Here is a 19900-nt window from a genome sequence, read left to right on the forward strand (position 1 = left end):
CCTTCTTCTGGTTTTATGCCTAATATATTCGATCGACGCGGAATTTGTGCGTTATGAAACGGTATTGAAAGGAAGTTTCATATATTAAAAGGCAAAACATTCAACCGAAGTGCAGAAAAGCTTATCGATCGACAACAATTGTCTATTTTTGTTTTAGTTTGACTGTTATGTTAATATCATAGGAATACATCGTATGGCATTACATAGTAATCTAATGATCTATTTCTTTAGAAGGGAGGTTTTGTTATGCAATGGTACACAAAGGTTTTGAGAAATTATGTTACATTTACCGGCCGTGCACGACGTACAGAATACTGGATGTTCGTCCTTTTTAACTTTATTATTTTGTTATTGATATCCATTCTGGAGGCTATAATGGCACTCCCTGGCGTATTATCAACACTGTATTCGTTAGCTGTTTTCTTACCGGGATTGGCAGTTGTGGTTCGCAGGCTGCATGATTCCGGACAATCCGGCTTGTGGGTTTTGATAGGGTTTGTACCGGTTGCCGGGGCTATTGTCCTATTAGTATTTATGTGCCTTGACAGTGATTCAGGCCAAAATAGGTATGGTCCCAACCCAAAAGCAAGTATCTAAAGTTCACATAAAAGTGGTGCATCTGATTAGGTGCACCATTTTTGTATGTCCTTCATAATTTCTTACAATGTATATTCCTGACGTTTGTATGATTTAGCCTTATCGGTGTCAAAATAAAGTCAATCCATACTAAGGAAATTATAAGGTTAACGAGCCTTGATTTTAGAAAGGAAGATTTTTCAATGGCAGATGAAGTTGTAATTGATGCAATTATCAATGGTGAAAAATACAAAGCTGAAAAACAGGAACCAAGGGAAAACCCGACATACCCTGATGAAGTCGTCGGCTATGCACCGGTTAATACGAAAGAAGATACAATCAAGGCGATTGATGCAGCAGACAACGCATTTCCTGAATGGCGGCGGTCATCGATTGATGAGCGTGTGGAACGCATGAGAAAAGCGATTCAAGTCATTAAGGATAAGACGCCAGAGATTGCAGAACTCCTTTCCAAAGAACATGGCAAACCGCTTTATGATTCGGAGGGCGAAATTGGAGTCTCCCTGGCCTGGATGGAATTTGCTTGCGATAATGTTAAAGATGTTTTAGACAATGAGATCCAGGAACATGATGACGGCGGAAGGACAATTATTGCAAGGGATGCGATCGGAGTTGTTTCCGCGATTTCCCCGTGGAATTATCCCATTTCGCTGTCAACGATAAAAATGGCACCAGCACTATTGGCCGGCAACACTATGGTGCTCAAGCCAAGCCCACTAGCACCACTAGCTGTCAGTAAAGTGGCCGGGATTATTGCTGATGAATTTCCGCCCGGTGTCCTGAATGTGGTGCACGGGGATGCAGATGTTGGCGTTGAACTGACTTCCAATGAAAAAGTGGCTAAAATTGCGTTCACAGGCGGGACCGAAACTGCGAAAGACATCATGAAGTCCGCTGCGGAAACCATCAAGAACATGACGCTGGAATTAGGCGGAAATGATGCTGCTGTCGTGTTAGATGATTTCGATGTTGATGACAAAGAGGCGATGCGCCGGTTAGTCATCTCAAACTTTCTGACAGCCGGGCAGATTTGTATGATTGCCAAGCGCATTTATGTTGACCGTAAGATATACGATAGGTTTGTGGAAAAGTATATTGAAGCAGCGAATAAATGGATTCGTGTTGGTGATCCATTTGATGAAAACGTCACGATTGGCGCTGTCAACAACAAAAAGCAAATTGAGGTTGTTCAAGATTTGGTTGACGATGCCGAAAGTAAAGGTGCAGAGGTTGTGAAGCTTGGAAAAGTGCTTGATCAGGATTTATATGACGAAGGTTATTTTATGCAGCCAACCGTTGTATTAGGCGCTGATTATAAAGACCCGATTGTTGTGGAAGAGCAATTCGGACCAACCGTACCTATTTTGCCATTTGACGATGATGAACACGCTCTTGAATTGGCCAATGATAGTATTTATGGCTTAACAAGCTCTGTCTGGGGGAAGGAAGAGCATGCTGTTAGAGTTGCGGAGCGTATACAAGCTGGTACTACCATGATTAACACAGCAGCTGTTCAAGGTCTGGATGTCCGCTTTCCGTTCGGTGGAGTAAAGCAATCCGGTACTGGACGTGAATATGGCAAAGAAGGATTGCTGGCCTATACTGAAACGCATGTGATCAATTTACCGGATGAATTAGATTTACCTTATATTCCAAAGGGCGATTAAGGCGGATAATGGCAAAGGGACTGGCTGGAGGACAGCGTGTGAAGATCTGACTTGGCAGGGAATACCCTTCCTGTCAAGCCAGATACATACTGATCCCAAATGGTTAAATTAATTAACCTCAATCTCATGTTCTTCATGCTCATGCAGACCGTCATCATTTTTAACATGAATTGTCATGTTATACGTTCCGGCTTCCTCAAACGAATAAGAGCCAGTGTATTCACCAGCTTCAGTTTCGTCTGTTTCAGCCCATTCATGAATATCCAAATCATCATTTGTTATTTCATACTGGACATTGGCTTCTTCAAGCGGTTCATTATCCATTTGCAGTTGAACTGTCAAGTCGGTTTCCTTACCTGAACTGACATTCTCGGACTGGGCAAAATCCATACTGAATCCGTCCGCATGATCACCATGTTCATGACCGCTCGCATCCTGGCTTTCGTCACCGTTTTCCGATTCCTGACTGCCCCCGTCACCTATGGTTATAGACTTTTTGGGCATTGTATGCATTTCCCGTGCAGTGGTGTGGGCATACATTTCATATACACCATCTTCATCAAATGAAACGTCAGCGGTGTATGTTCCGTCCTCATTGTTGGTGGCTTCAACCATTGTACTGTCGTCTTCATTTCCTTGTTCCCAGTGTTCAAACACGACTTCATCGGCGTCCTCGACCAGCTCATCACCGTACGTAACGGTTGCTTTTAGTTCAACTGTTTCACCCGCTTCAGCTGATTCAGGCAAATCAAATTCAACTTCAAGGACGGCTGGTTCCTCATTTTCGGCGTTCTCGTCTGCAGTGCCACCATTGCTATTGTCACCGCATGCACTGATAAATAGCAGTATGGCGGTTCCGATCAAAACTGTCCAAATACATTTTTTCATTGTCATTCCTCCATATATTGGAAAATCGTCCATTATTATTTCTATATCATTCCATTTATATAAACTAATTCAGCATATACTCTCATCGTATAGAATGACAGACTGTTTATCAACGGGTATTATGTGAAATAAAAGTGAATTATTTGTGAATGATTGCATATAAATTATATGAAGCTTATACCTCTTTGAATGAAACATTCATGAAGGGAGCGATCACTTGCTTTATGGCGCGTTATTTGGAAATTTAGAGGCTTGGAATATTTCTTTATTAGCAGGACTCGTTTTTACAGCTGTTTTATATGCATGCTTGATTAAACATTTTGGAAAATTGAGGGATTATTCCAAACAAATTCTTCTGTTTTTTCTGGCTTTAGGGTTATTTTATGTTGTCGTGGGAACCCCCTTATCAACCATCAGTCATTTTTCCTTCAGCTTACATATGATGCAAATGAGTATTCTTTATTTTATTATCCCGCCGCTATTACTGTTGGGAATTCCATATCGATTGTATCAGCAAGCATGGAAAAATACGGTTCTAAAAAGATTCAGTAAACTGAACTTTTCCCCGAAACTGTCGCTGTTTATCTTTTCCTTATTATTCCTGTTATATCATCTACCGGTAACGTTAAATATCCTTGCACAAAATACATATAGTCACAATATCTATTTACTTCTTCTGTTTGTGTTAGCTTTTTTCATGTGGTTACCCATTGCATCGCCAAATCCGAAGCAACGATTTAGCAGATGGCATATGAAACGTTACACTTTCCTGAGCGGGGTTGTTATTATGCCGGCTTGTATGTTATTCATCGTGAATGCGTTTATCGACGGAATGAACAATCCCTTTGCCAGCCAACTCACGGCTCAACTTTGCGTTCCCCCTCAAACCGGTTCTGTCAATATATTGCTTCCTTACCCTTTCAATACCGAATATGATCAGATTGCGGCTGGAATATTAATGTTGGGTGTGCATAAATTTGGCCTTAAGCTTTCGTTTCGCCTCGGAAATGAAGAAAGGTGGAGCTAGTATGTAAAGAGGTTTTGATTGTTCTAAACCGATTCATTTTTAAATAAAATGGATTAAAAAGAACGAAGGTGGTGACAATTAAAATGAATGAAACAAATGATTTGGCTATTAAAGGTATGCACTGTTCCAACTGTCCAACGAAAATTGAAAAAGCCGTCTCGGAAATGCCGGGTGTAAAAGACATAAACGTCAATTTATCAACCGAAAATGGTCGTGTAACATTTAATAACAATCTGACAAAAATCACTGATATTATTGATAAAATTAATTACGTCGGATTTGAAGCGAAAAAAATTTAAGAAATAAATAAACATCATAGAGTATATGAAGTAATCGCCATCTGTTGATCGGAGCGGTTACTTTTTTATTTGCTGGATCCGATCGCATAAGCCTGGCAATTTTTAAAGATTTGTTAGAATAGAAGTGATAGTTTTCCAAAGAGAATTCCAGGTAATAGTCTAACTAAAATGTTTCCAGAAAGGAGCAATTTTATTTATGGATACGTTTCAAGCGTTGGTGCTTGATGAAAAGGATGAGCAAACGAATTTGGACATCAAACAATTACACAAGGATGACTTGCCGGAAGGGGAATTAACCATTCGTGTTGCTTATTCGAGTGTGAATTTCAAAGACGGGATGGTGGCCATCAATCAGCAGCTTGCCGAATCCTATCCGTTAATTCCGGGAATTGACTTAGCCGGCGCGGTTGTTGATTCCAAGGATGGCCGGTTTAATGCAGGCGATGAGATGATTGTGACCAGCTATCAGCTAGGCACAGGACATTCCGGTGGGTTCAGCGAAGTGGCACGCGTGCCCGCAGACTGGGCGTACCCCTTCCAGAAGGCTTGTCCCTTAAAGAAGCAATGATTATTGGAACAGCAGGCTTTACAGCAGGATTGTCCGTGCAAAGGCTTGAAGATAACGGTTTGACAGTTGATCAGGGTCCTGTCCTGGTGGCCGGTGCTACTGGCGGTGTGGGCAGTCTTGCTGTCAATATACTGGTTAAGCGGGGTTATGACGTTACAGCCAGTACGGGTAAAGCTAATGAAGCAGATTATTTAAAAACGTTAGGTGCCAAAGATGTCATTGACCGTCATGAGGTTGAGGACACCGAGCAAAAACCAGTGCGCGGTAAAAGGTGGGCCGGTGCTGTTGATCCCGTTGGAGGTCAAACACTTCAGTATATTCTGAGCACATTGAATTATGATGGGTCTGTCGCGACAAGTGGTCTGACAGGAGGGACAGAGGTTTACATCCGTGCTTCCTTTCATTTCAAGGGGAATTAACTGGCTTGGTATCGACTCAGTCAAGTGCCCAATGGAAAAACGCGTGAAAATCTGGGAACGTCTGGCGGATGATTTCAAACCGGACATGCATGAAGAAATGGTTAATGAGATATCGTTGGAAGAGCTGCCGGATGTCCTGAGGAATATCCTGGATGGCAATGTGCGCGGCAGGACGATTGTAAAATTGTCGTAGTACATGTCATTAGCAAAGCATTGTGATTAAAAGAGGCTGGGACATAAAAACACTTTTGTCCCAGCCTCTTTGATCCCATTTCAGTGTTACCGTTAAGTTATGAAGATCAAACATAACACCTTGTTTTATACGCCATTTCACATTATTTGTTCTCTGCTGCCTTCCATTCACAAACGATGGCTAATTGCCCATCTTTCAGGTTGGCCGTAACAGTCCCATTCATTTTATCCATAAAGCTTTTCACAATCGACAGGCCTAGCCCGGTGCTTTTTCCTGACCGGGATCTGTCCGCCATATAAAATCGGTCAAAAAGGTGGACAGCATCATTTTCGGTTAATGTATGCGCATCATTTTTCACAACCAGTCTAACCGTTGAATCTGCTTCCTCAAGGCTTATCATGATATTTCCGTTTGAATGGGAAACGGCGTTGGAACACAGATTCTCTATAATTCGTGTTATTGCAGATTCGTCAGCGATAATGTACACATCATTCTCAGGCATAGTGATGATGGGTTCGATGTTTCGCTCGTTAAAATGACCATAAAAATGCATTAAGCCATCGATTGTTAAATTCCTTATATTGATTCGCTCGAATGTCAGGTGATGATCCGTGGATTCAATCACACTCAGCTCAAAGAAGTCATTCAACAATGATTCCAGTCTCTTGGCTTTTTTGGAGGCAATGCTTAAATACGCGTTTTGCTCTTCTGTAACACTATCTGATTCAGCCATCTGAATATAGCCCAAAATAGAAGTCAGTGGTGTTCGAAGGTCGTGGGACATATTGGCAATTGTCTGTTTTTGGTCTTTTTCAAAACGTATTTTTTCCCGGCTTTCTTTCACATGCAAGTCAATAAGCTTATTGATTTCGAGACTCAGATTTTCAATATCTTTATCCAGCAGGGCCCCATTTATTTTTTTATTCGTTTTTCGGTTGTTATACGTCTGCAGCTGCTTACTGATTTTTCTTACTTCTTTTTTAAACGATAATAAGCGGGTGAGAAGGAAAACAGCTGCTATGGTCATGACAATTGCTAGATAAAGCATTTTTCTCACCCGCTTCTGATTGTTAAATTTCTTTCCTATTAAAAACCAAAATGCCACAAATGGAGATGATGATGAATGTCAGTGATCCAATTAGAATGGATTCTATCATTTCACCGCTCGTCATGGTATGGTTGAATACTTCACTAAATTGAAAGAAGACTGAATGCTCGTTTAATAGCCTTACAAATGGTGCGGTGATAAGATTTTCGATGGCAAACATCACAATCGAGAGTAAAAGCGTGAAAAGAATGGTCTTCCCGCTGTCTTCTGTTACAATAGCAATCAATAATACGATCGTTGCAAAACCCAAAAATTGTAATGTGAATAAACTATATGCTCTGCCTAAATACGTTAGATTGGAAGTTGTCAATAGATCCCCTTGCCCGTACAGGAAGGCGGCGATAATTGCTGTCAGCAAGGGAATGACAATCGTGACAAAACCCGCGCCAAGCGAAAAAACAAGCAACTTCGCCATAAAAATATAAGACCGTTTATGGCCGCTGATTACCTGATTTTTGATGACACCGCTATCTGAAAACTCATTGGCGATAAAAAAGGCGGCAGGCGTACTGACAATTAAGTTAAACAGTAATGGTATGGTGAACGCTGATAAAGCATTCAATTCGCTTAATCCGGCACTGTCAAATGGTGTTCCGCTCACTTGCCACCATCCAATCATAATGAGGTAATGCAATAGCGCACTTAATCCGGTAATCGTTACTATCAATACCCAAAATGTCTTGTTCCGTCGTAATTTAAACGCTTCTGCTTGGACGAGATTATTCATTGTTGGCACCTCCTACAAGCTTTGAAAAATAGCTTTCGAGGCTGTCACCATTTTGGGCGAGATGCTCAATCACAAGACCGTTGTCGGTTAAAGTTTTCGATACATAATGAACTCTATCAAGGTAACTGTAAAGTTTAATCGTGCCATCCGGTAACACCTCAAAATCGGCAGTGCCCAGCTTTTCTTCCAGTAATGTTGCTCCCATCGCCGGGTTATCGACTTTTATCCGTAAGTGCTGTCTGCATTTTTCATTCAGTTCCTTTGACGAGATTTTTCCAGCAGCTCCCCTTTATGGATGATGCCGTATTTGGTTGCAAGCTGGTGAAGTTCACTTAATATATGGCTTGATATTAAAACCGTGAGTCCTTTTTCCTGATTCAGTTTTTTAATCAGCTCCCTGAGTTCAACGATGCCCATTGGATCCAAGCCATTTGTTGGTTCATCAAGAATCAGGAATTCCGGATCACTTAACAGCGCAATTGCCAGTCCAAGACGTTGTTTCATACCGAGTAATTTTAGCCTCCTTATTTCGTCATACCTTAGTATGGGACATGAATCATAAGAAAGGCTTAAGCGAAAACTTAAGAAAACCTTAAGATTTCATACGATACCCCATCCCCCAAACAGTATCTATATAGTCTTCACCTGGATTTGCTCCTGCGAGTTTATGCCGCAAATTGCTCATATGAACATTTACCGTATTATCATCCCCGTGGAAAGGTTCATGCCATACACTTTCGAATAGATTGGATTTTGAGAAGACTTTTTTGGGTGATGACACAAGAAGGACCAGTATAGCGTATTCGCGGCTTGTCAGTGTAAGCTCTGAACTATTCACATAAACGCTTTTTGCATCCAAATCAATATGAATATCTTTATACGTTAACTGATTTATCTTCGCAGGTTCATGGCTGCGTTTGTATCGTCTTAGAAGGGAATCAATATGTGCAGAAACCTCTTCCACGTCAAAAGGCTTTGAAATAAAGTCATCAGCGCCTGATCGTAAATTATCAATTTTTGTCTGTTGTTCGTTTTTGGCCGAAATAATAATGACTGGAATAGAGCCTTTCGAAGTAACTTCCGCAAGAATTTCCTCTCCATTCTTGCCTGGCAAAACCAAGTCCCACATCTGCTTTTCCAAATAAATGAGTGCTTCTGTTCCGGAATAGGCAGGCTGTGGGATGTAGTCGCTCTTTTTAAGGATTCTGCATAACAATTGATTAATATCATCGTCATCTTCAATGACTAAAATATTTATTGGCTGTTCCACTTTGTTTACTCCCTTTCAAAGGAACCTATTTATAGTAAAAGGATAAAGAAACGTGAATCACATTTCAACAGGGCAATGAAGGATGTCATTGGCGGAACAATATTACTTAGGAAGAGAATTATTTTTGTGTGCAAATTTATTATTGACTTTGTCTTTCACGGCCCCTAAAATTTATCGGGTGTTTACTTATATTAACGTCCGGATTGGAGGGGCATGCAATGTATCATCTATATAAATATGCTGTACTTTTTGTGTTTTCAATTGTTTTAGGGTTCGCGTTCAATATGTTTCTGCTTCCCCATGAAGTCTTATCGGGTGGTGTAACAGGGATTGCTATGATATTCGGCCTGCTTTCACCCATAAATTCCGGTATTTGGCTTGTCATATTAAATATCCCGGTTTTCATGATTGGATGGATGAAACTGGGTAAGGAATTCATAGCGAACAGTGTCTTTTCAGTATTCGTCACGTCGATGTCGATGCAGTATATCCCCGTCATGAAGGTAACCGATGATGCATTGCTGTCTGCCGTCTTTGGCGGTGTTATTGTTGGTGTTTCCATCGGGTTTATTGTCAGGTTTTACGGTTCAACCGGGGGAGCTGATATTATTGGTCTTGTTGTGACCAAAAAATATGATATGCCTTTGGGTGTCTTAATTTTTGTGATTAATAGTGTCGTTGTCTTTATATCCGGCTTTTTCTTCTCCTGGGAGCTGGCACTCTATACGATGGCTTCGATTTATATTACCGGTGTTGTGATCGATCGTGTCCATACCCGCCATGTGAAGTTAAGTCTGATGGTGGTTACGAATAAAGGTGAAGAGCTTAAAGATGAGCTGATTGCAAATTTGATCCGGGGTATCACCGTTATGAACGGCTATGGTGCTTATTCAAATAATGAAAATAAAGTGCTGTATACTGTCATCACCCGCTATGAATTGGCATTAGCGATTATCGATCAGTGTCAGTGAAACGGCTGAAGTGGTGGGGAATTTCAGGAAATCGTAATGATGATTATCAGTGAAACACGTAAGGAGAGCAGGGTTATCAACCGAACCCTGCTCTTTTTGCATTGTTTGCTACTTTCCCGGGCTGTGGTTTGGTGTTTTTGTGATTATTCCATTACTATTTATACAGTTTGCGCAGTTCCTGACGGGAAGCCTCAGAAAGCGAACCGCCGATATCCATTAATTCAACAATGTCTTTAAAGGCTCTTTCGGGAATTGCCAAATCGGCCAGCTCTTCCGGAGAAAACCCTAAGTTAATTGCATCTTCCCGGCCTTCTTTTAATTTGGTAACAAAGTCAGGTTCAGTCACGAAAGGTGTCGACATACCAACCATGTCGGAAAATTGGAGCGCTTCCTGTGCTTTTTCGGGTGAGTTGATGCCACCGGTGGCCATAATCGGAACACGTCCGGCGATATGGTCGTACACAACGTGATTCATGAATTCATCTTTAAATTTACCCTGGCGAATCGTTTGTTTATAAATATTCTTTCCCCAGCTTGCAGTCGCTAAATATTGGATATTTGCCACTTCCATGGTCCGATCCATGAAATAAAGGAAGTCCTCTGCACTGTAGCCAATTTGATCGCCACGCGTCTCTTCCGGCGTGCCTCTAAACCCGAGAATAAAGTCAGCAGGTGCTTCTTCATCGATAACATTCTGAACGGCTTCCATCACTTCGATGCCAAAACGTGCACGGTTTTCAATATTTTCCGCACCATATTCATCATCACGCTTATTTGAAAAAGTGGATAAGAACGTTTGAATTAATAAGCGCTGAGCACTTGAAATTTCAACGCCATCAAAACCGGCTTTAATCGCACGGCGAGTAGCGTCAGCATATTGGGTAATGACATGCCGTATTTTGCGTTTGGTCATCGGTATGACGGTATGCTCAACGGGTGTTTTCAAGTGCATTTCACTTGGGCCATAAACGACACCAAAATCCTTAAGCGATATTTTGGAAAAACGTCCGGCATGCGTTAATTGAATGATAGCCTTAGCGCCGTCTTTTTTCATTGCCTGTGCAAGTTTTTTGAGCCCCGGGATGCTGCGGTCATCATCGATACTAAAGCCGTATTCAAATAATTGTCCGTATGCTTCAATGTAGGCAGCGCCTGTAATTTGCAGCGGTGCTGAAGGAGCACGCCGCTTTGCATAAGCCAAATCTTCCTGTGTAACATAGCCTTCACTGGTTGAAGAATTCGTAATCATCGGGGACAGGACAAAACGATTATCCAGTTCAATACCATTTGGCAGGATGAGCGGTTTAAACAATGGTCTGTATTGTTCTGTTGTTTTCATTTGTATAGTATCCAATCCCTCCATAGTATTATAGTTGTTGATAACTAAAAGCTACCAACTATGGTGGGGAGTGTCAATTTAAGAGAGTCGTTGTGGTGCAACTTAACAGTTTTATTAATAAATAAGCTACTCCGTTGGCGGTGTTGCTGATAGATGATATACTTAAATTTATTACGATAATATTTAGAGAAGAAAGAAGGGTTAGTTATGAAAAAACGCGCAAATTTCTTATTCATCGAAAAAAATGATGATGTTTATACCGTAAGCATGACACCGGAATTGCAGGATGATATTGGGACAGTTGGATTTGTGGAATTCACTGTTGGGGATGTGCTGAACGCAGATGATGCCATTTTAAACCTGGAAGCTTCAAAGACTGTTTTTGAAATGGCTTCTCCGGTAGCCGGTAAAGTTGTTGAGCGCAATGAAGCAGCAATCAGTGAACCAGGCCTTCTGAACTCAGCCAAAACCGAAGAAAATTGGGTCGTTAAATTAACAGAAGTAGATGAAGATGCATTTAATCAATTAGAAGATGCTTAATGAATGAATCGTCGAGGGACCTATTCATTTCTGTTTATCAGCGTGCTGATTAACAGTCGTAATAGATCTGTTTTCATTAGTATATATCGCAAGGAGCAGCTTATGGATCAAGAAGCCAGATTGGATTATCTCATTGATTATTTATTGAACGAGAACCCAAATGCTGACAAACAAATGATTCTGGACAAAACGGATACCCTGGAAGAAAAAACAGCGTTGTTTCGGGGGCTGTGTAATATCCGGCAGCCTGAACCGGTCCCAAAAAAATTTCTTGAGGTTCAGGATGCTTTCTTAACACAGTGGAATAACGAACGAAATATAACCTCTTTGCATGATTTACAACCTGTTCAGCAGCAGCTTTATTTATGGCAGGGTGATATTACTACCCTTGCAGTTGATGCAATCGTTAATGCAGCCAACAGTGAGTTACTGGGCTGCACCCAAGCAAATCATGATTGTATTGACAACAGTATTCATACGCGTGCGGGTGTAGAGTTGCGGTTAGCCTGTAATGAGCTGATAAAAGCACAAGACCGCAAAGAGCCGATGGGAAAAGCAAAAATCACGGAAGCTTACAATTTACCGTCGAGTTTTTGTATCCATACCGTTGGGCCATTTATCGACGAACGCGGTGTCTCACCGTTAAAAGAACATTTATTGGCTTCGTCCTATTATTCATGTTTAGCATTAGCGGATAAGTATCAACTGGACACCATTGCATTCTGTTGCATTTCGACAGGTGAATTTAACTTTCCGAATCAGCGGGCAGCTGAAATTGCGGTTCAAACGGTGGAAAAATATATACGAAATACGCAAACAAACCTTCATATTATTTTCAATGTGTTTAAAGATGAGGATTTACAAATTTACCAGTCATTATTAGCGGGAAAAGAATAGGGGATTATTATGCAGCAATTTAATAGACCATGGCAAACCTTGAGGATGGAATCATCTTTGTCACAAGCCGATTTATTAAACCAGCTAATAGAAGAAGCTGAAGCAATTGTGATTGGGATTGGTGCAGGCATGTCTGCAGCAGCCGGATTTACATATGTGGGTAAGCGATTCACGAATGCTTTTGGTGATTTTATTGCAAAGTATCGCTTCTTCGATATGCTGCAGGCAAGTCTTTTCGATTTTGAAGATGAGCAGGAATATTGGGCCTTCCAGAGCCGCTTTAGTTTGCTTAATTATTTTGACCAGCCAGTTGGACAGGCGTATGTTGATTTGCGGCAGATGCTGGCTGGTAAAAATTATCATGTGATAACAACGAATGCCGATAATGCGTTTTATGCAGCGGATTTCGATATGGATAAAGTATTTCGCATTCAAGGCGAATACGGCCTGTGGCAATGTTCTGAACACTGCCATCAAAAGACGTATCAAGATGAAGCCTTGATTCGCCAAATGGCCCGAGAACAATCGGATATGAAGATACCTGCCGATCTGGTTCCGTATTGTCCGAAATGCGGAGCCGGTTTGGAAGTAAATAAACGCAATGAAGAAAAAGGTATGGTTGAAGATGCCCATTTCCATGAACAGAAAGAACGCTATGAACAATTTCTAAAAGAAAATCAGGATAAGAAAGTACTATTTTGGGAGATTGGTGTAGGACATACCACCCCGCAGTTTATTAAACATCCTTTTCAGCAAATGACGGAAGAAAATGCGAAAGCACTGTTTGTGACCATGAATCAAAAAGAATATTTCATTCCACATGCAATTCGGCCGCAAACAGTGCAGATTGATGAAGATATTGCTGACGTGTTACGTGTCATGCAAGTGAATAATGGGGGACATTAAATGTATTTAATAGATTCGAAGCGAAATGGCGAATGGATTTATGACCCGGGAATGACAATGGCTTTGCAGGAATTTGTGAAAGACCATATTTTCCTGGATGACGATGTTTTGTTCCCATACATGATGCACCCGGTTGTTCAAATCGGGAAATTTCAGAATGCATACGAGGAAATCAACCAGCCTTATATGGATGAACATGATATTAAAATCCTCCGCCGGGAATCGGGAGGTGGTGCGATTTATCTTGATGACCGCAATATGAGCTTTTGTTTCTTATTTGATGGGAGTAACGACATTTTTGGGAATTTTGCACGTTTGTACGAACCGGCGATTAAAGCACTTGAAAAGTTAGGAGTGGATAATCCGGAATATCAAGGCCGCAATGATCTGGTTTTAGATGGGAAGAAAATTTCCGGTGCAGCAATGACCATGCAGCAAGGGCGCGTTTATGCCGGGTATTCGCTGCTGCTTGATCCGGATTATGAAGCTATTGCTTCTGTTCTGAATCCAAACCAGAAAAAAATTGAATCACATGGCATCGGGTCCGTCCGCAGCCGGGTGGGTGCAATCCGACCTCATTTAGCACCTGAATACCAGGATATGACGGTGTGGGAATTCACGGATTATATGATTTGTGAATTGCTGGGCGTCAATGACATCAGTGAAGCAAAGCGTTATGAATTAACACCGGAAGATTGGGCGGGTGTCGATAAAATTGCTGCTGAGAAATACCATAATTGGGACTGGAACTATGGCCGCTTTAATCAGTTTGAATATCGGCTGACAGAACGGTTTCCAATTGGAACGATTAATGCCGGTCTTACGATTGAGCATGCCAGAATTGCTGAAATCCAGATTACGGGTGACTTCTTCGGAACAAACGATATAAAGGAAATAGAAAAGGCCCTTACCGGCGTGCGGTTAAGAAAAGATGACTTATTAAACGCGATGAAGCGGTATGATTTAACTGGTTATTTTGGAAATCTCACGAAGGAAGAATTTGTAAGCTTTATTTTAAGTGAAAATGCATAAGCGCGATGGGGGACATAGAAAGAAGGCTGAAATTGGTTAAATTAGTGATTTTGGATTACATAATAAGTAAACGAGGAAAGAAACACAAATAGCAGGATACGGCGGGTCTCCCTGCTCTAAAAAATTAGTTTCCCCATTTAAGTGTCATCGTCAAAGTACAACAATTAGCGCCTTGACTTGCAGCAGGTGATTCAAGGTCAAAGATAACCCCTGATGGCGTATAGGTTGTTTGAACAGGTACGTATAATCCCTCGATTGAATAAATTAAACGGTCCACTTCAGACTGGTTTCCATGCTGTGCAGCCTGCATGAGAAGTCGGGCAAATTCGGTGTCATTTAATCTTTCCAGTAAAATTTCCTCTTGCCGGATTAAAATCTGAAATTCATGGATTGATTGAGTAAGTATTTCTGTATCCACGGGCGGATATTGACGAGCAGGCGGAAAATGGTTGTAAACGGCATTTGGATGATACTGTCCTTGATGATATGGAGGATGGTTATATGGGGGATAGTACATCACTAGCACCCTTTCTTTTATTGTATCGATTTCATATCATCGTATGCCTAAGGGCCTGCCATGGTTACGGGATTTTGCTGGACCTGGATCCAAGGGCTGGAGGAATTACCACCGCGGTCGGAATACCAAAAACTATACAAAAGAACTTTACTGAAGCCAGCCTTTTTCCTTCGCTTTGGATATGGCTTCAATCCGGTTCGTCACTTCCAGTTTATCGAGGACCACGGAGATATAGTTACGGACCGTGCCATTTGTCAAATACAGCTGACTGGCAATTTCCTTGGTGCTTTTGCCGTCAGCAATCAGCTTGATGACCTGTTCTTCCCGATCGGTCAGCGGATTATCATGATCGTATGCCATATCAACCAGTTCCGGAGCATAAATCCGGTTTCCGTTCATAATCAGACGTATCGAGTTGGCTAAATCTTCGCTCGGACTGTCTTTCAGTAAATAACCGCTCACACCGGCTTTTCTCGCGCGTTGGAAATACCCTGTTCGCGCGAAGGTTGTTAATACAATTATTTTACAATGGTCATCCTTCAATTCTTCGGCTGCATCCAGGCCGCTTTTGATCGGCATTTCAATATCCATAATGCAAATATCCGGCTGATGCTGCCTGACAAGCGATAATGCTTCTTCACCATTCCCGGCTTTACCGACAACTTCCATATCATCTTCCAAATCAAGCAGCGATCTCAGTGCCCCTAGCAGCATGCGCTGGTCTTCTGCTATCACAATACGTATCACATCAAGCCCTCCTGTTTTGTTCGCTGAATGACTTTTGGCACCCGAATCGTCAGTGTTGTACCGCTCTCTGAATTAATAGCCATGCTGCCATTGACAAATTCCAGGCGCTCTCTCATCCCCTGAAGTCCGTTTTCTGTGTATGTACCATGTTTATTCACCATACCGATCCCATTATCCTGTACTTCAATAACTATCTCTTCTGCTGATGGTGTAATGATGACAGTACAGGAAGACGCCTCACTATGCTTGACGACATTGGTGACAGCCTCTTTCAAGCACATGCTGAGGACATTTTCAACAAATAAAGGTGTATTGGTGAGCTCCGGATTCCCTACCACATGAAAATCAATCCGGGCAGTTTTCAGCATTTCCCGGACACGGGTGATTTCGTCTTCCAGTTTTGCACCTTTCATACTCGAGACCATCTCCCGCACTTCTTTTAACGCCATTCGTGCTGTTTGCTGGATATCATTTATTTCATTTTTTGCCTTATCAGGTTTTAAATCCACCAGTTTCCCTGCCAGATCACTTTTAAGACCAATCATAGACAGTTTTTGTCCAAGTGTATCATGCAAATCACGGGCGATCCGCTGACGTTCTTCCAGGACAACTAACTGGGAAATCTTTTGATTGGCAGCGTGTAATTGGTTTTCCAATGCTTCTCGCTTGTTCCGAAAATAAATCGTTAGCGGCAGCAGGATAACGCCAATTACGCTAAAGACGATAAATGGCAGCTGGGACAGGAAAATTTCATTCTGGGTAAAAAAACCGATCGTGACTGCAGCAATCGTTGTAACCAGATGGACCACGTACAGTGTTATAAACCCGGCTTTATGCTGAATATTACCGATGTAAAACGCCAAAAACAGCGCGAAATAAACATACCCGATAAGCACTGTCATGACAAGGCTTATGATCATTTCGGTTCCCACTGACAGGTAAACCGTCCAATCTTTTGACAGAAAAGATACGCGATATGCAGTGAAAAACAGGAATATCATTAAAATACCGAAAATAATTTCCCATGTTCCAGCTGTCCGGAATATGAAATAAAAGGGGAGAATACAAAAAATAATCCACGCATAAATACTAAGCCCTGTGTTTTTGGGGATAATGTGATACCATTTTTGCATACCGGGCCTCCTCACTGCTTTCGTTAAGTATAACAAAAAATTAAACCCTCCAATACAATCGTTGGAAGGTTTTTAAAATTAGCGTCCTTATTTTTCTTGCACAGATGATTGTCCCGGGTTCACCTGGATGCCATATTTCCTCTTTCGCAACAGTGCTTTAACTTCTTTAAAACTGACAAACGACTTGCTCGCTTCATCATACAGCCGGAAGCGGATCGACTTCAGGCTGGAGAATAGCGTTATCGTTGTGGCCTGTTGTAATGGCGGTGTCGATTCATGGGCTTTTTCCAAATGATAATTCGGTACTCTTGGGCTTAAATGATGCACATGATGGAAGCCAATGCTGCCTGTCAGCCATTGCATAACTTTTGGCAGTTTGTAATAGGAGCTTCCGTCAACAGCAGCTTTGACAAAATCCCACTCGTCTTCATTTTCGAAATAAGAATCCTCAAACTGGTGCTGCACATAAAACAGCCAAATCCCCGCTGAACCTGCCATAAAGATAACGGGCGCCTGGATCATGAGAAACGCCTGCCAGCCGATTGCCCAGATTAACAGGCTATAGATGGCTGCAACAGAAGCATTGATAACGTACGTGTTCAGCCGTTCCTTCCGTTTGGCGCCTTTTCGGTTAAAACGATTGGATAGGAGAAACAGATAAAACGGGCCTAATCCGAACATTACAATCGGATTGCGGTAAAGCCGGTAACCCAGCCTGCCCCAAAAGGAAGCATCAGCATATTCATCAACCGTCATCACCCACACATCACCTGTTCCACGCTTATCGAGGTTACTGCTTGTCGCGTGATGAATCGCATGACTTCGTTTCCATTTTTCAAAAGCAAACAGCGTGATGATTCCCGTTATCGTTCCAATAGTCCGATTAGCTTTGCCATTTTTAAAAAATGATCCGTGTGTACAGTCATGGAAAATGATAAAGATCCGAACGACAAACCCTGATGCCACCACCAAGAGTGGGAGTGTCAGCCAGATAGAGACAGATAAGCTTTGATAGGCCAGAAACCAAATCAGGAAAAATGGCGGAATCGTGTTTATGAGCTGTATTATGCTAGCTTTTGTATCTGATTTAGCAAAGGCCGCGACGCTTTTTTTCAACTGTGCTTGTTTTTGTCTGCTCATAAAATCACTCCTGCAAAAATTATTTTCGTTAATATGTCTAATTTATATGCTAGAGAAAACCTATGAGCAATAAAAGTCATAAACGTCAAGTGGTGGGTATGACAAATGTCATATATGTTGGAATATGCCTTAGGATGCAGGATTTTGAAGCTGTTTCTCTACTTCTTTGGTATTATCGCTCGTATATATTAAAGTGGTGTATGCGTTTAATGATTTGGCTCAGCAATTTTCGGTCGCTCTCCAACTAATGATTTATGGCTCGGCCGGCCTGATTTTCTGATGGAGGTGCTCTTTGATCAAAAACTGGACACTTAATGAGACTTGTTATTGGTGAAATGAAAAACACGGCCAGTTGAGTATATGCTATGACCGGATTGGAAGACCTTCTGGATTATGTGCACTTTGTGAAGGATCTGAGGGAAGAGTATATGCTTCGGACAAACATAATAAAGCGCAGAATGAAATCAATCATCCTGCACTTTAGAAATTCTGCCGGACTAATCCTCAATATAAAATATTCGCGTCTCTCTTGTGACTTTGCCTGCCCTGTTCTTTGCTTCAAAGGTCACAACATGGAAACGTTCTTGGAGTTCTTCTTCAAGCTGCAGTGATAATGTTGATGTTTCGTTATCATAGCTAGGTTCGTAGGTAATACCATCTACAATAACTTTAAAACTGTCCTTATCAACAGGCGCTCCTCTTTTTGTTTCAATTTCCGCCTCAAGCAGTGGTGTTCTGCTATCAATAATTTCACCCATTTCGTCGGATAAGGGACCTATGTCAACTTATTTCAACTATGTGATCCGCAATCGCTTGATTGACTTGATTCGCAAAGAGACGAAAGAGCAGGAAAAGCAGAGGATGAGTTTGCAGAAACACCAAGCAGAACTGGAAGATGGGAATTATTATCGGGGCGGCAGCACGACTGATCGTAATAAGCTGACGCGAGTTGCTGAAGATAATGGGATGTATCATAGTGATTTTTGGGAGGATGTAAAGAAGGACTTGTCGGAGAAGCAGTGGAAATGGGTGAAGTATTTCATTATTGAGGACATGTCTGTTCAGGAGATTGCTGAGCAGGAGGGTGTTTCGGTGGAAGCGGTGAAGAGCTGGGGTAAGGCGGCAAGGCGGAAATTGCGTTGGGAAGTGGCTGAGGATAAGCTGGAATTCAGCTGATAGGCCATCCAATGAAGTTTATTGATACACGAAAGCATTAAAATTCTTAAAGGCAGGCGATGACCATCCTGCCTAAGCATTCGTATTTATGAGTAGAAGAAAATAATTCAATATTCAAAATGTAATAGACCCTATAATATGTTAAAATAGAAAAGTGAAGAGAGAATGAAAAAATGATTGTGATACTATTAATGATAAGTTAGTAGATTGCTATTTTAGAAAAGTGGAACGAGAGGAAATAATAGAAAAGAAATACAATCCTGAGGGTGGCTGGAGTTTTCACTGGCTAAAGCCTGTAACTCATTTTTTTAACGTTTATGGATTAGTAACTGCAGAATATCCTAATTCAGTTCAAGGGTTGATTGCTCTAAAACCAAATTATGATGATGCCTTTCGATGTGTAGATATAGATATTATTGAATCATCACCACACAATAAAAAAATGGTTCACGGTGTCAATAATGAAAAGAGGAAGTATGTTGGAATAGGAAGGTGCTTAGTTGCATTTGCTTGTGAATACAGCATAAATCAAGGATTAGAAGGAATTAACATCAAAGACATCTAAAATAGAGTATTATCCGGGTTTAGGTGCCTTTTCAACATATGGTCATAACATGATGATTACGGAGAAGGCAGCTGTAAAGTTGGCATTAGAGAAAAAATAGGGGGCCCTTCTTGAGTTTTGGGTCTGTTGCTACCGGCTTTAATCTATTTGTCGGATGAAATAATTATACAGAGG

At 41.5% G+C, this 19900-nt stretch carries 21 protein-coding genes and 4 pseudogenes; 13 read left to right on the forward strand and 12 right to left on the reverse strand.

Features of this window, described 5'->3' with window-relative positions:
• The first annotated feature begins 246 nt into the window (after window positions 1–246).
• Together Len3610_RS01050 and Len3610_RS01055 are read left to right on the forward strand one after the other, a co-directional pair.
• Complete coding sequence (locus Len3610_RS01050) at window positions 247–597, forward strand: DUF805 domain-containing protein (RefSeq protein ID WP_176446320.1); 351 nt, start codon at window positions 247–249, stop codon at window positions 595–597.
• Between the two features lie 182 nt (window positions 598–779).
• Window positions 780–2264, forward strand: a complete 1485-nt coding sequence (locus Len3610_RS01055; protein WP_176446321.1) for an aldehyde dehydrogenase family protein — start codon at window positions 780–782, stop codon at window positions 2262–2264.
• A 108-nt stretch (window positions 2265–2372) separates the two neighbouring features.
• On the opposite strand, the gene Len3610_RS21570 is transcribed toward Len3610_RS01055, so the two are convergent.
• Both Len3610_RS21570 and Len3610_RS21575 read right to left on the reverse strand, forming a co-directional pair.
• Window positions 2373–2804 (reverse strand): FixH family protein, encoded by a 432-nt coding sequence (locus Len3610_RS21570; protein WP_369693668.1) that lies wholly within the window; start codon window positions 2802–2804, stop codon window positions 2373–2375.
• Window positions 2805–3029 (reverse strand): annotated as a pseudogene (locus tag Len3610_RS21575) (FixH family protein); the annotation flags it as partial.
• Between the two features lie 15 nt (window positions 3030–3044).
• Between Len3610_RS21575 and Len3610_RS21580 the strand changes: the two are divergent.
• The 4 genes and pseudogenes from Len3610_RS21580 to Len3610_RS01075 all read left to right on the forward strand — a co-directional run bounded on the left by Len3610_RS21580 (window position 3045) and on the right by Len3610_RS01075 (window position 5658).
• Window positions 3045–3107 carry a hypothetical protein gene (locus tag Len3610_RS21580; RefSeq protein ID WP_369693669.1) on the forward strand — a complete coding sequence of 21 codons (63 nt, stop codon included), beginning with the start codon at window positions 3045–3047 and terminating at the stop codon, window positions 3105–3107.
• A gap of 373 nt (window positions 3108–3480) precedes the next feature.
• Window positions 3481–4179 carry a cytochrome c oxidase assembly protein gene (locus Len3610_RS01065; protein ID WP_255259870.1) on the forward strand — a complete coding sequence of 233 codons (699 nt, stop codon included), beginning with the start codon at window positions 3481–3483 and terminating at the stop codon, window positions 4177–4179.
• Between the two features lie 83 nt (window positions 4180–4262).
• Window positions 4263–4478 carry a cation transporter gene (locus tag Len3610_RS01070; RefSeq protein WP_176446323.1) on the forward strand — a complete coding sequence of 72 codons (216 nt, stop codon included), beginning with the start codon at window positions 4263–4265 and terminating at the stop codon, window positions 4476–4478.
• 196 nt (window positions 4479–4674) lie between these two features.
• A pseudogene (locus Len3610_RS01075) lies at window positions 4675–5658 on the forward strand (acryloyl-CoA reductase).
• 142 nt (window positions 5659–5800) lie between these two features.
• Here Len3610_RS01075 and Len3610_RS01080 read toward each other — a convergent pair.
• The 4 genes and pseudogenes from Len3610_RS01080 to Len3610_RS01095 all read right to left on the reverse strand — a co-directional run bounded on the left by Len3610_RS01080 (window position 5801) and on the right by Len3610_RS01095 (window position 8763).
• Window positions 5801–6706 carry a sensor histidine kinase gene (locus Len3610_RS01080; protein WP_176446324.1) on the reverse strand — a complete coding sequence of 302 codons (906 nt, stop codon included), beginning with the start codon at window positions 6704–6706 and terminating at the stop codon, window positions 5801–5803.
• 22 nt (window positions 6707–6728) lie between these two features.
• Window positions 6729–7493 carry an ABC transporter permease gene (locus tag Len3610_RS01085; protein ID WP_176446325.1) on the reverse strand — a complete coding sequence of 255 codons (765 nt, stop codon included), beginning with the start codon at window positions 7491–7493 and terminating at the stop codon, window positions 6729–6731.
• Window positions 7486–8003, reverse strand: a pseudogene (locus Len3610_RS21410) (AAA family ATPase); the annotation flags it as partial. The pseudogene Len3610_RS21410 and the gene Len3610_RS01085, both read right to left, overlap by 8 nt.
• Before the next feature lie 82 nt (window positions 8004–8085).
• Window positions 8086–8763, reverse strand: a complete 678-nt coding sequence (locus tag Len3610_RS01095; RefSeq protein WP_176446326.1) for a response regulator transcription factor — start codon at window positions 8761–8763, stop codon at window positions 8086–8088.
• 218 nt (window positions 8764–8981) lie between these two features.
• On the opposite strand from Len3610_RS01095, the pseudogene Len3610_RS01100 reads away from it, so the two are divergent.
• Window positions 8982–9771 (forward strand): annotated as a pseudogene (locus Len3610_RS01100) (YitT family protein).
• A gap of 117 nt (window positions 9772–9888) precedes the next feature.
• On the opposite strand, the gene Len3610_RS01105 reads toward Len3610_RS01100, so the two are convergent.
• Window positions 9889–11073, reverse strand: a complete 1185-nt coding sequence (locus Len3610_RS01105; RefSeq protein WP_176446327.1) for an NADH-dependent flavin oxidoreductase — start codon at window positions 11071–11073, stop codon at window positions 9889–9891.
• 207 nt (window positions 11074–11280) lie between these two features.
• Here Len3610_RS01105 and Len3610_RS01110 point away from each other — a divergent pair, with 207 nt between their 5' ends.
• From Len3610_RS01110 to Len3610_RS01125, 4 genes are all read left to right on the forward strand, one after another.
• On the forward strand, window positions 11281–11613 hold the full coding sequence (locus Len3610_RS01110) for a glycine cleavage system H family protein (RefSeq protein ID WP_176446328.1): 333 nt from the start codon (window positions 11281–11283) through the stop codon (window positions 11611–11613).
• Window positions 11614–11715: 102 nt separating this feature from the next.
• A complete protein-coding gene (locus tag Len3610_RS01115) occupies window positions 11716–12510 on the forward strand; it encodes a protein-ADP-ribose hydrolase (RefSeq protein ID WP_176449512.1) in 795 nt (264 codons plus the stop codon).
• Window positions 12511–12519: 9 nt separating this feature from the next.
• The gene (locus tag Len3610_RS01120) at window positions 12520–13416 is read left to right on the forward strand and encodes an SIR2 family NAD-dependent protein deacylase (protein ID WP_176446329.1); all 897 of its coding nucleotides are present in this window, start codon (window positions 12520–12522) and stop codon (window positions 13414–13416) included.
• Window positions 13417–14448 carry a lipoate--protein ligase gene (locus tag Len3610_RS01125; RefSeq protein ID WP_176446330.1) on the forward strand — a complete coding sequence of 344 codons (1032 nt, stop codon included), beginning with the start codon at window positions 13417–13419 and terminating at the stop codon, window positions 14446–14448.
• Window positions 14449–14572: 124 nt separating this feature from the next.
• Here Len3610_RS01125 and Len3610_RS01130 read toward each other — a convergent pair whose 3' ends face one another.
• From Len3610_RS01130 to Len3610_RS01150, 5 genes are all read right to left on the reverse strand, one after another.
• Window positions 14573–14965, reverse strand: coding sequence for a YuzC family spore coat inner layer protein (locus tag Len3610_RS01130; RefSeq protein ID WP_176446331.1), 393 nt, complete (start codon window positions 14963–14965; stop codon window positions 14573–14575).
• 147 nt (window positions 14966–15112) lie between these two features.
• Window positions 15113–15712 carry a response regulator transcription factor gene (locus tag Len3610_RS01135; RefSeq protein ID WP_176446332.1) on the reverse strand — a complete coding sequence of 200 codons (600 nt, stop codon included), beginning with the start codon at window positions 15710–15712 and terminating at the stop codon, window positions 15113–15115.
• A complete protein-coding gene (locus tag Len3610_RS01140; protein ID WP_176446333.1) occupies window positions 15709–16845 on the reverse strand; it encodes a sensor histidine kinase in 1137 nt (378 codons plus the stop codon). Before Len3610_RS01140 ends, Len3610_RS01135 begins: the two co-directional genes overlap by 4 nt.
• A gap of 87 nt (window positions 16846–16932) precedes the next feature.
• A complete protein-coding gene (locus Len3610_RS01145) occupies window positions 16933–17985 on the reverse strand; it encodes a Delta(5) desaturase DesA (RefSeq protein ID WP_176446334.1) in 1053 nt (350 codons plus the stop codon).
• 497 nt (window positions 17986–18482) lie between these two features.
• Entirely contained in the window at window positions 18483–18743 is a 261-nt protein-coding gene (locus tag Len3610_RS01150) for a hypothetical protein (protein ID WP_176446335.1), read from the reverse strand.
• Between the two features lie 19 nt (window positions 18744–18762).
• Here Len3610_RS01150 and Len3610_RS01155 point away from each other — a divergent pair, with 19 nt between their 5' ends.
• Both Len3610_RS01155 and Len3610_RS01160 read left to right on the forward strand, forming a co-directional pair.
• A complete protein-coding gene (locus Len3610_RS01155) occupies window positions 18763–19161 on the forward strand; it encodes an RNA polymerase sigma factor (RefSeq protein WP_176446336.1) in 399 nt (132 codons plus the stop codon).
• Between the two features lie 223 nt (window positions 19162–19384).
• Window positions 19385–19726 (forward strand): hypothetical protein, encoded by a 342-nt coding sequence (locus Len3610_RS01160; protein WP_176446337.1) that lies wholly within the window; start codon window positions 19385–19387, stop codon window positions 19724–19726.
• Window positions 19727–19900: the final 174 nt, after the last annotated feature.

It is taken from the genome of Lentibacillus sp. CBA3610 (genome assembly GCF_013373365.1).
In the GTDB taxonomy this organism is placed as follows: Bacteria; Bacillota; Bacilli; order Bacillales; family Amphibacillaceae; genus Lentibacillus.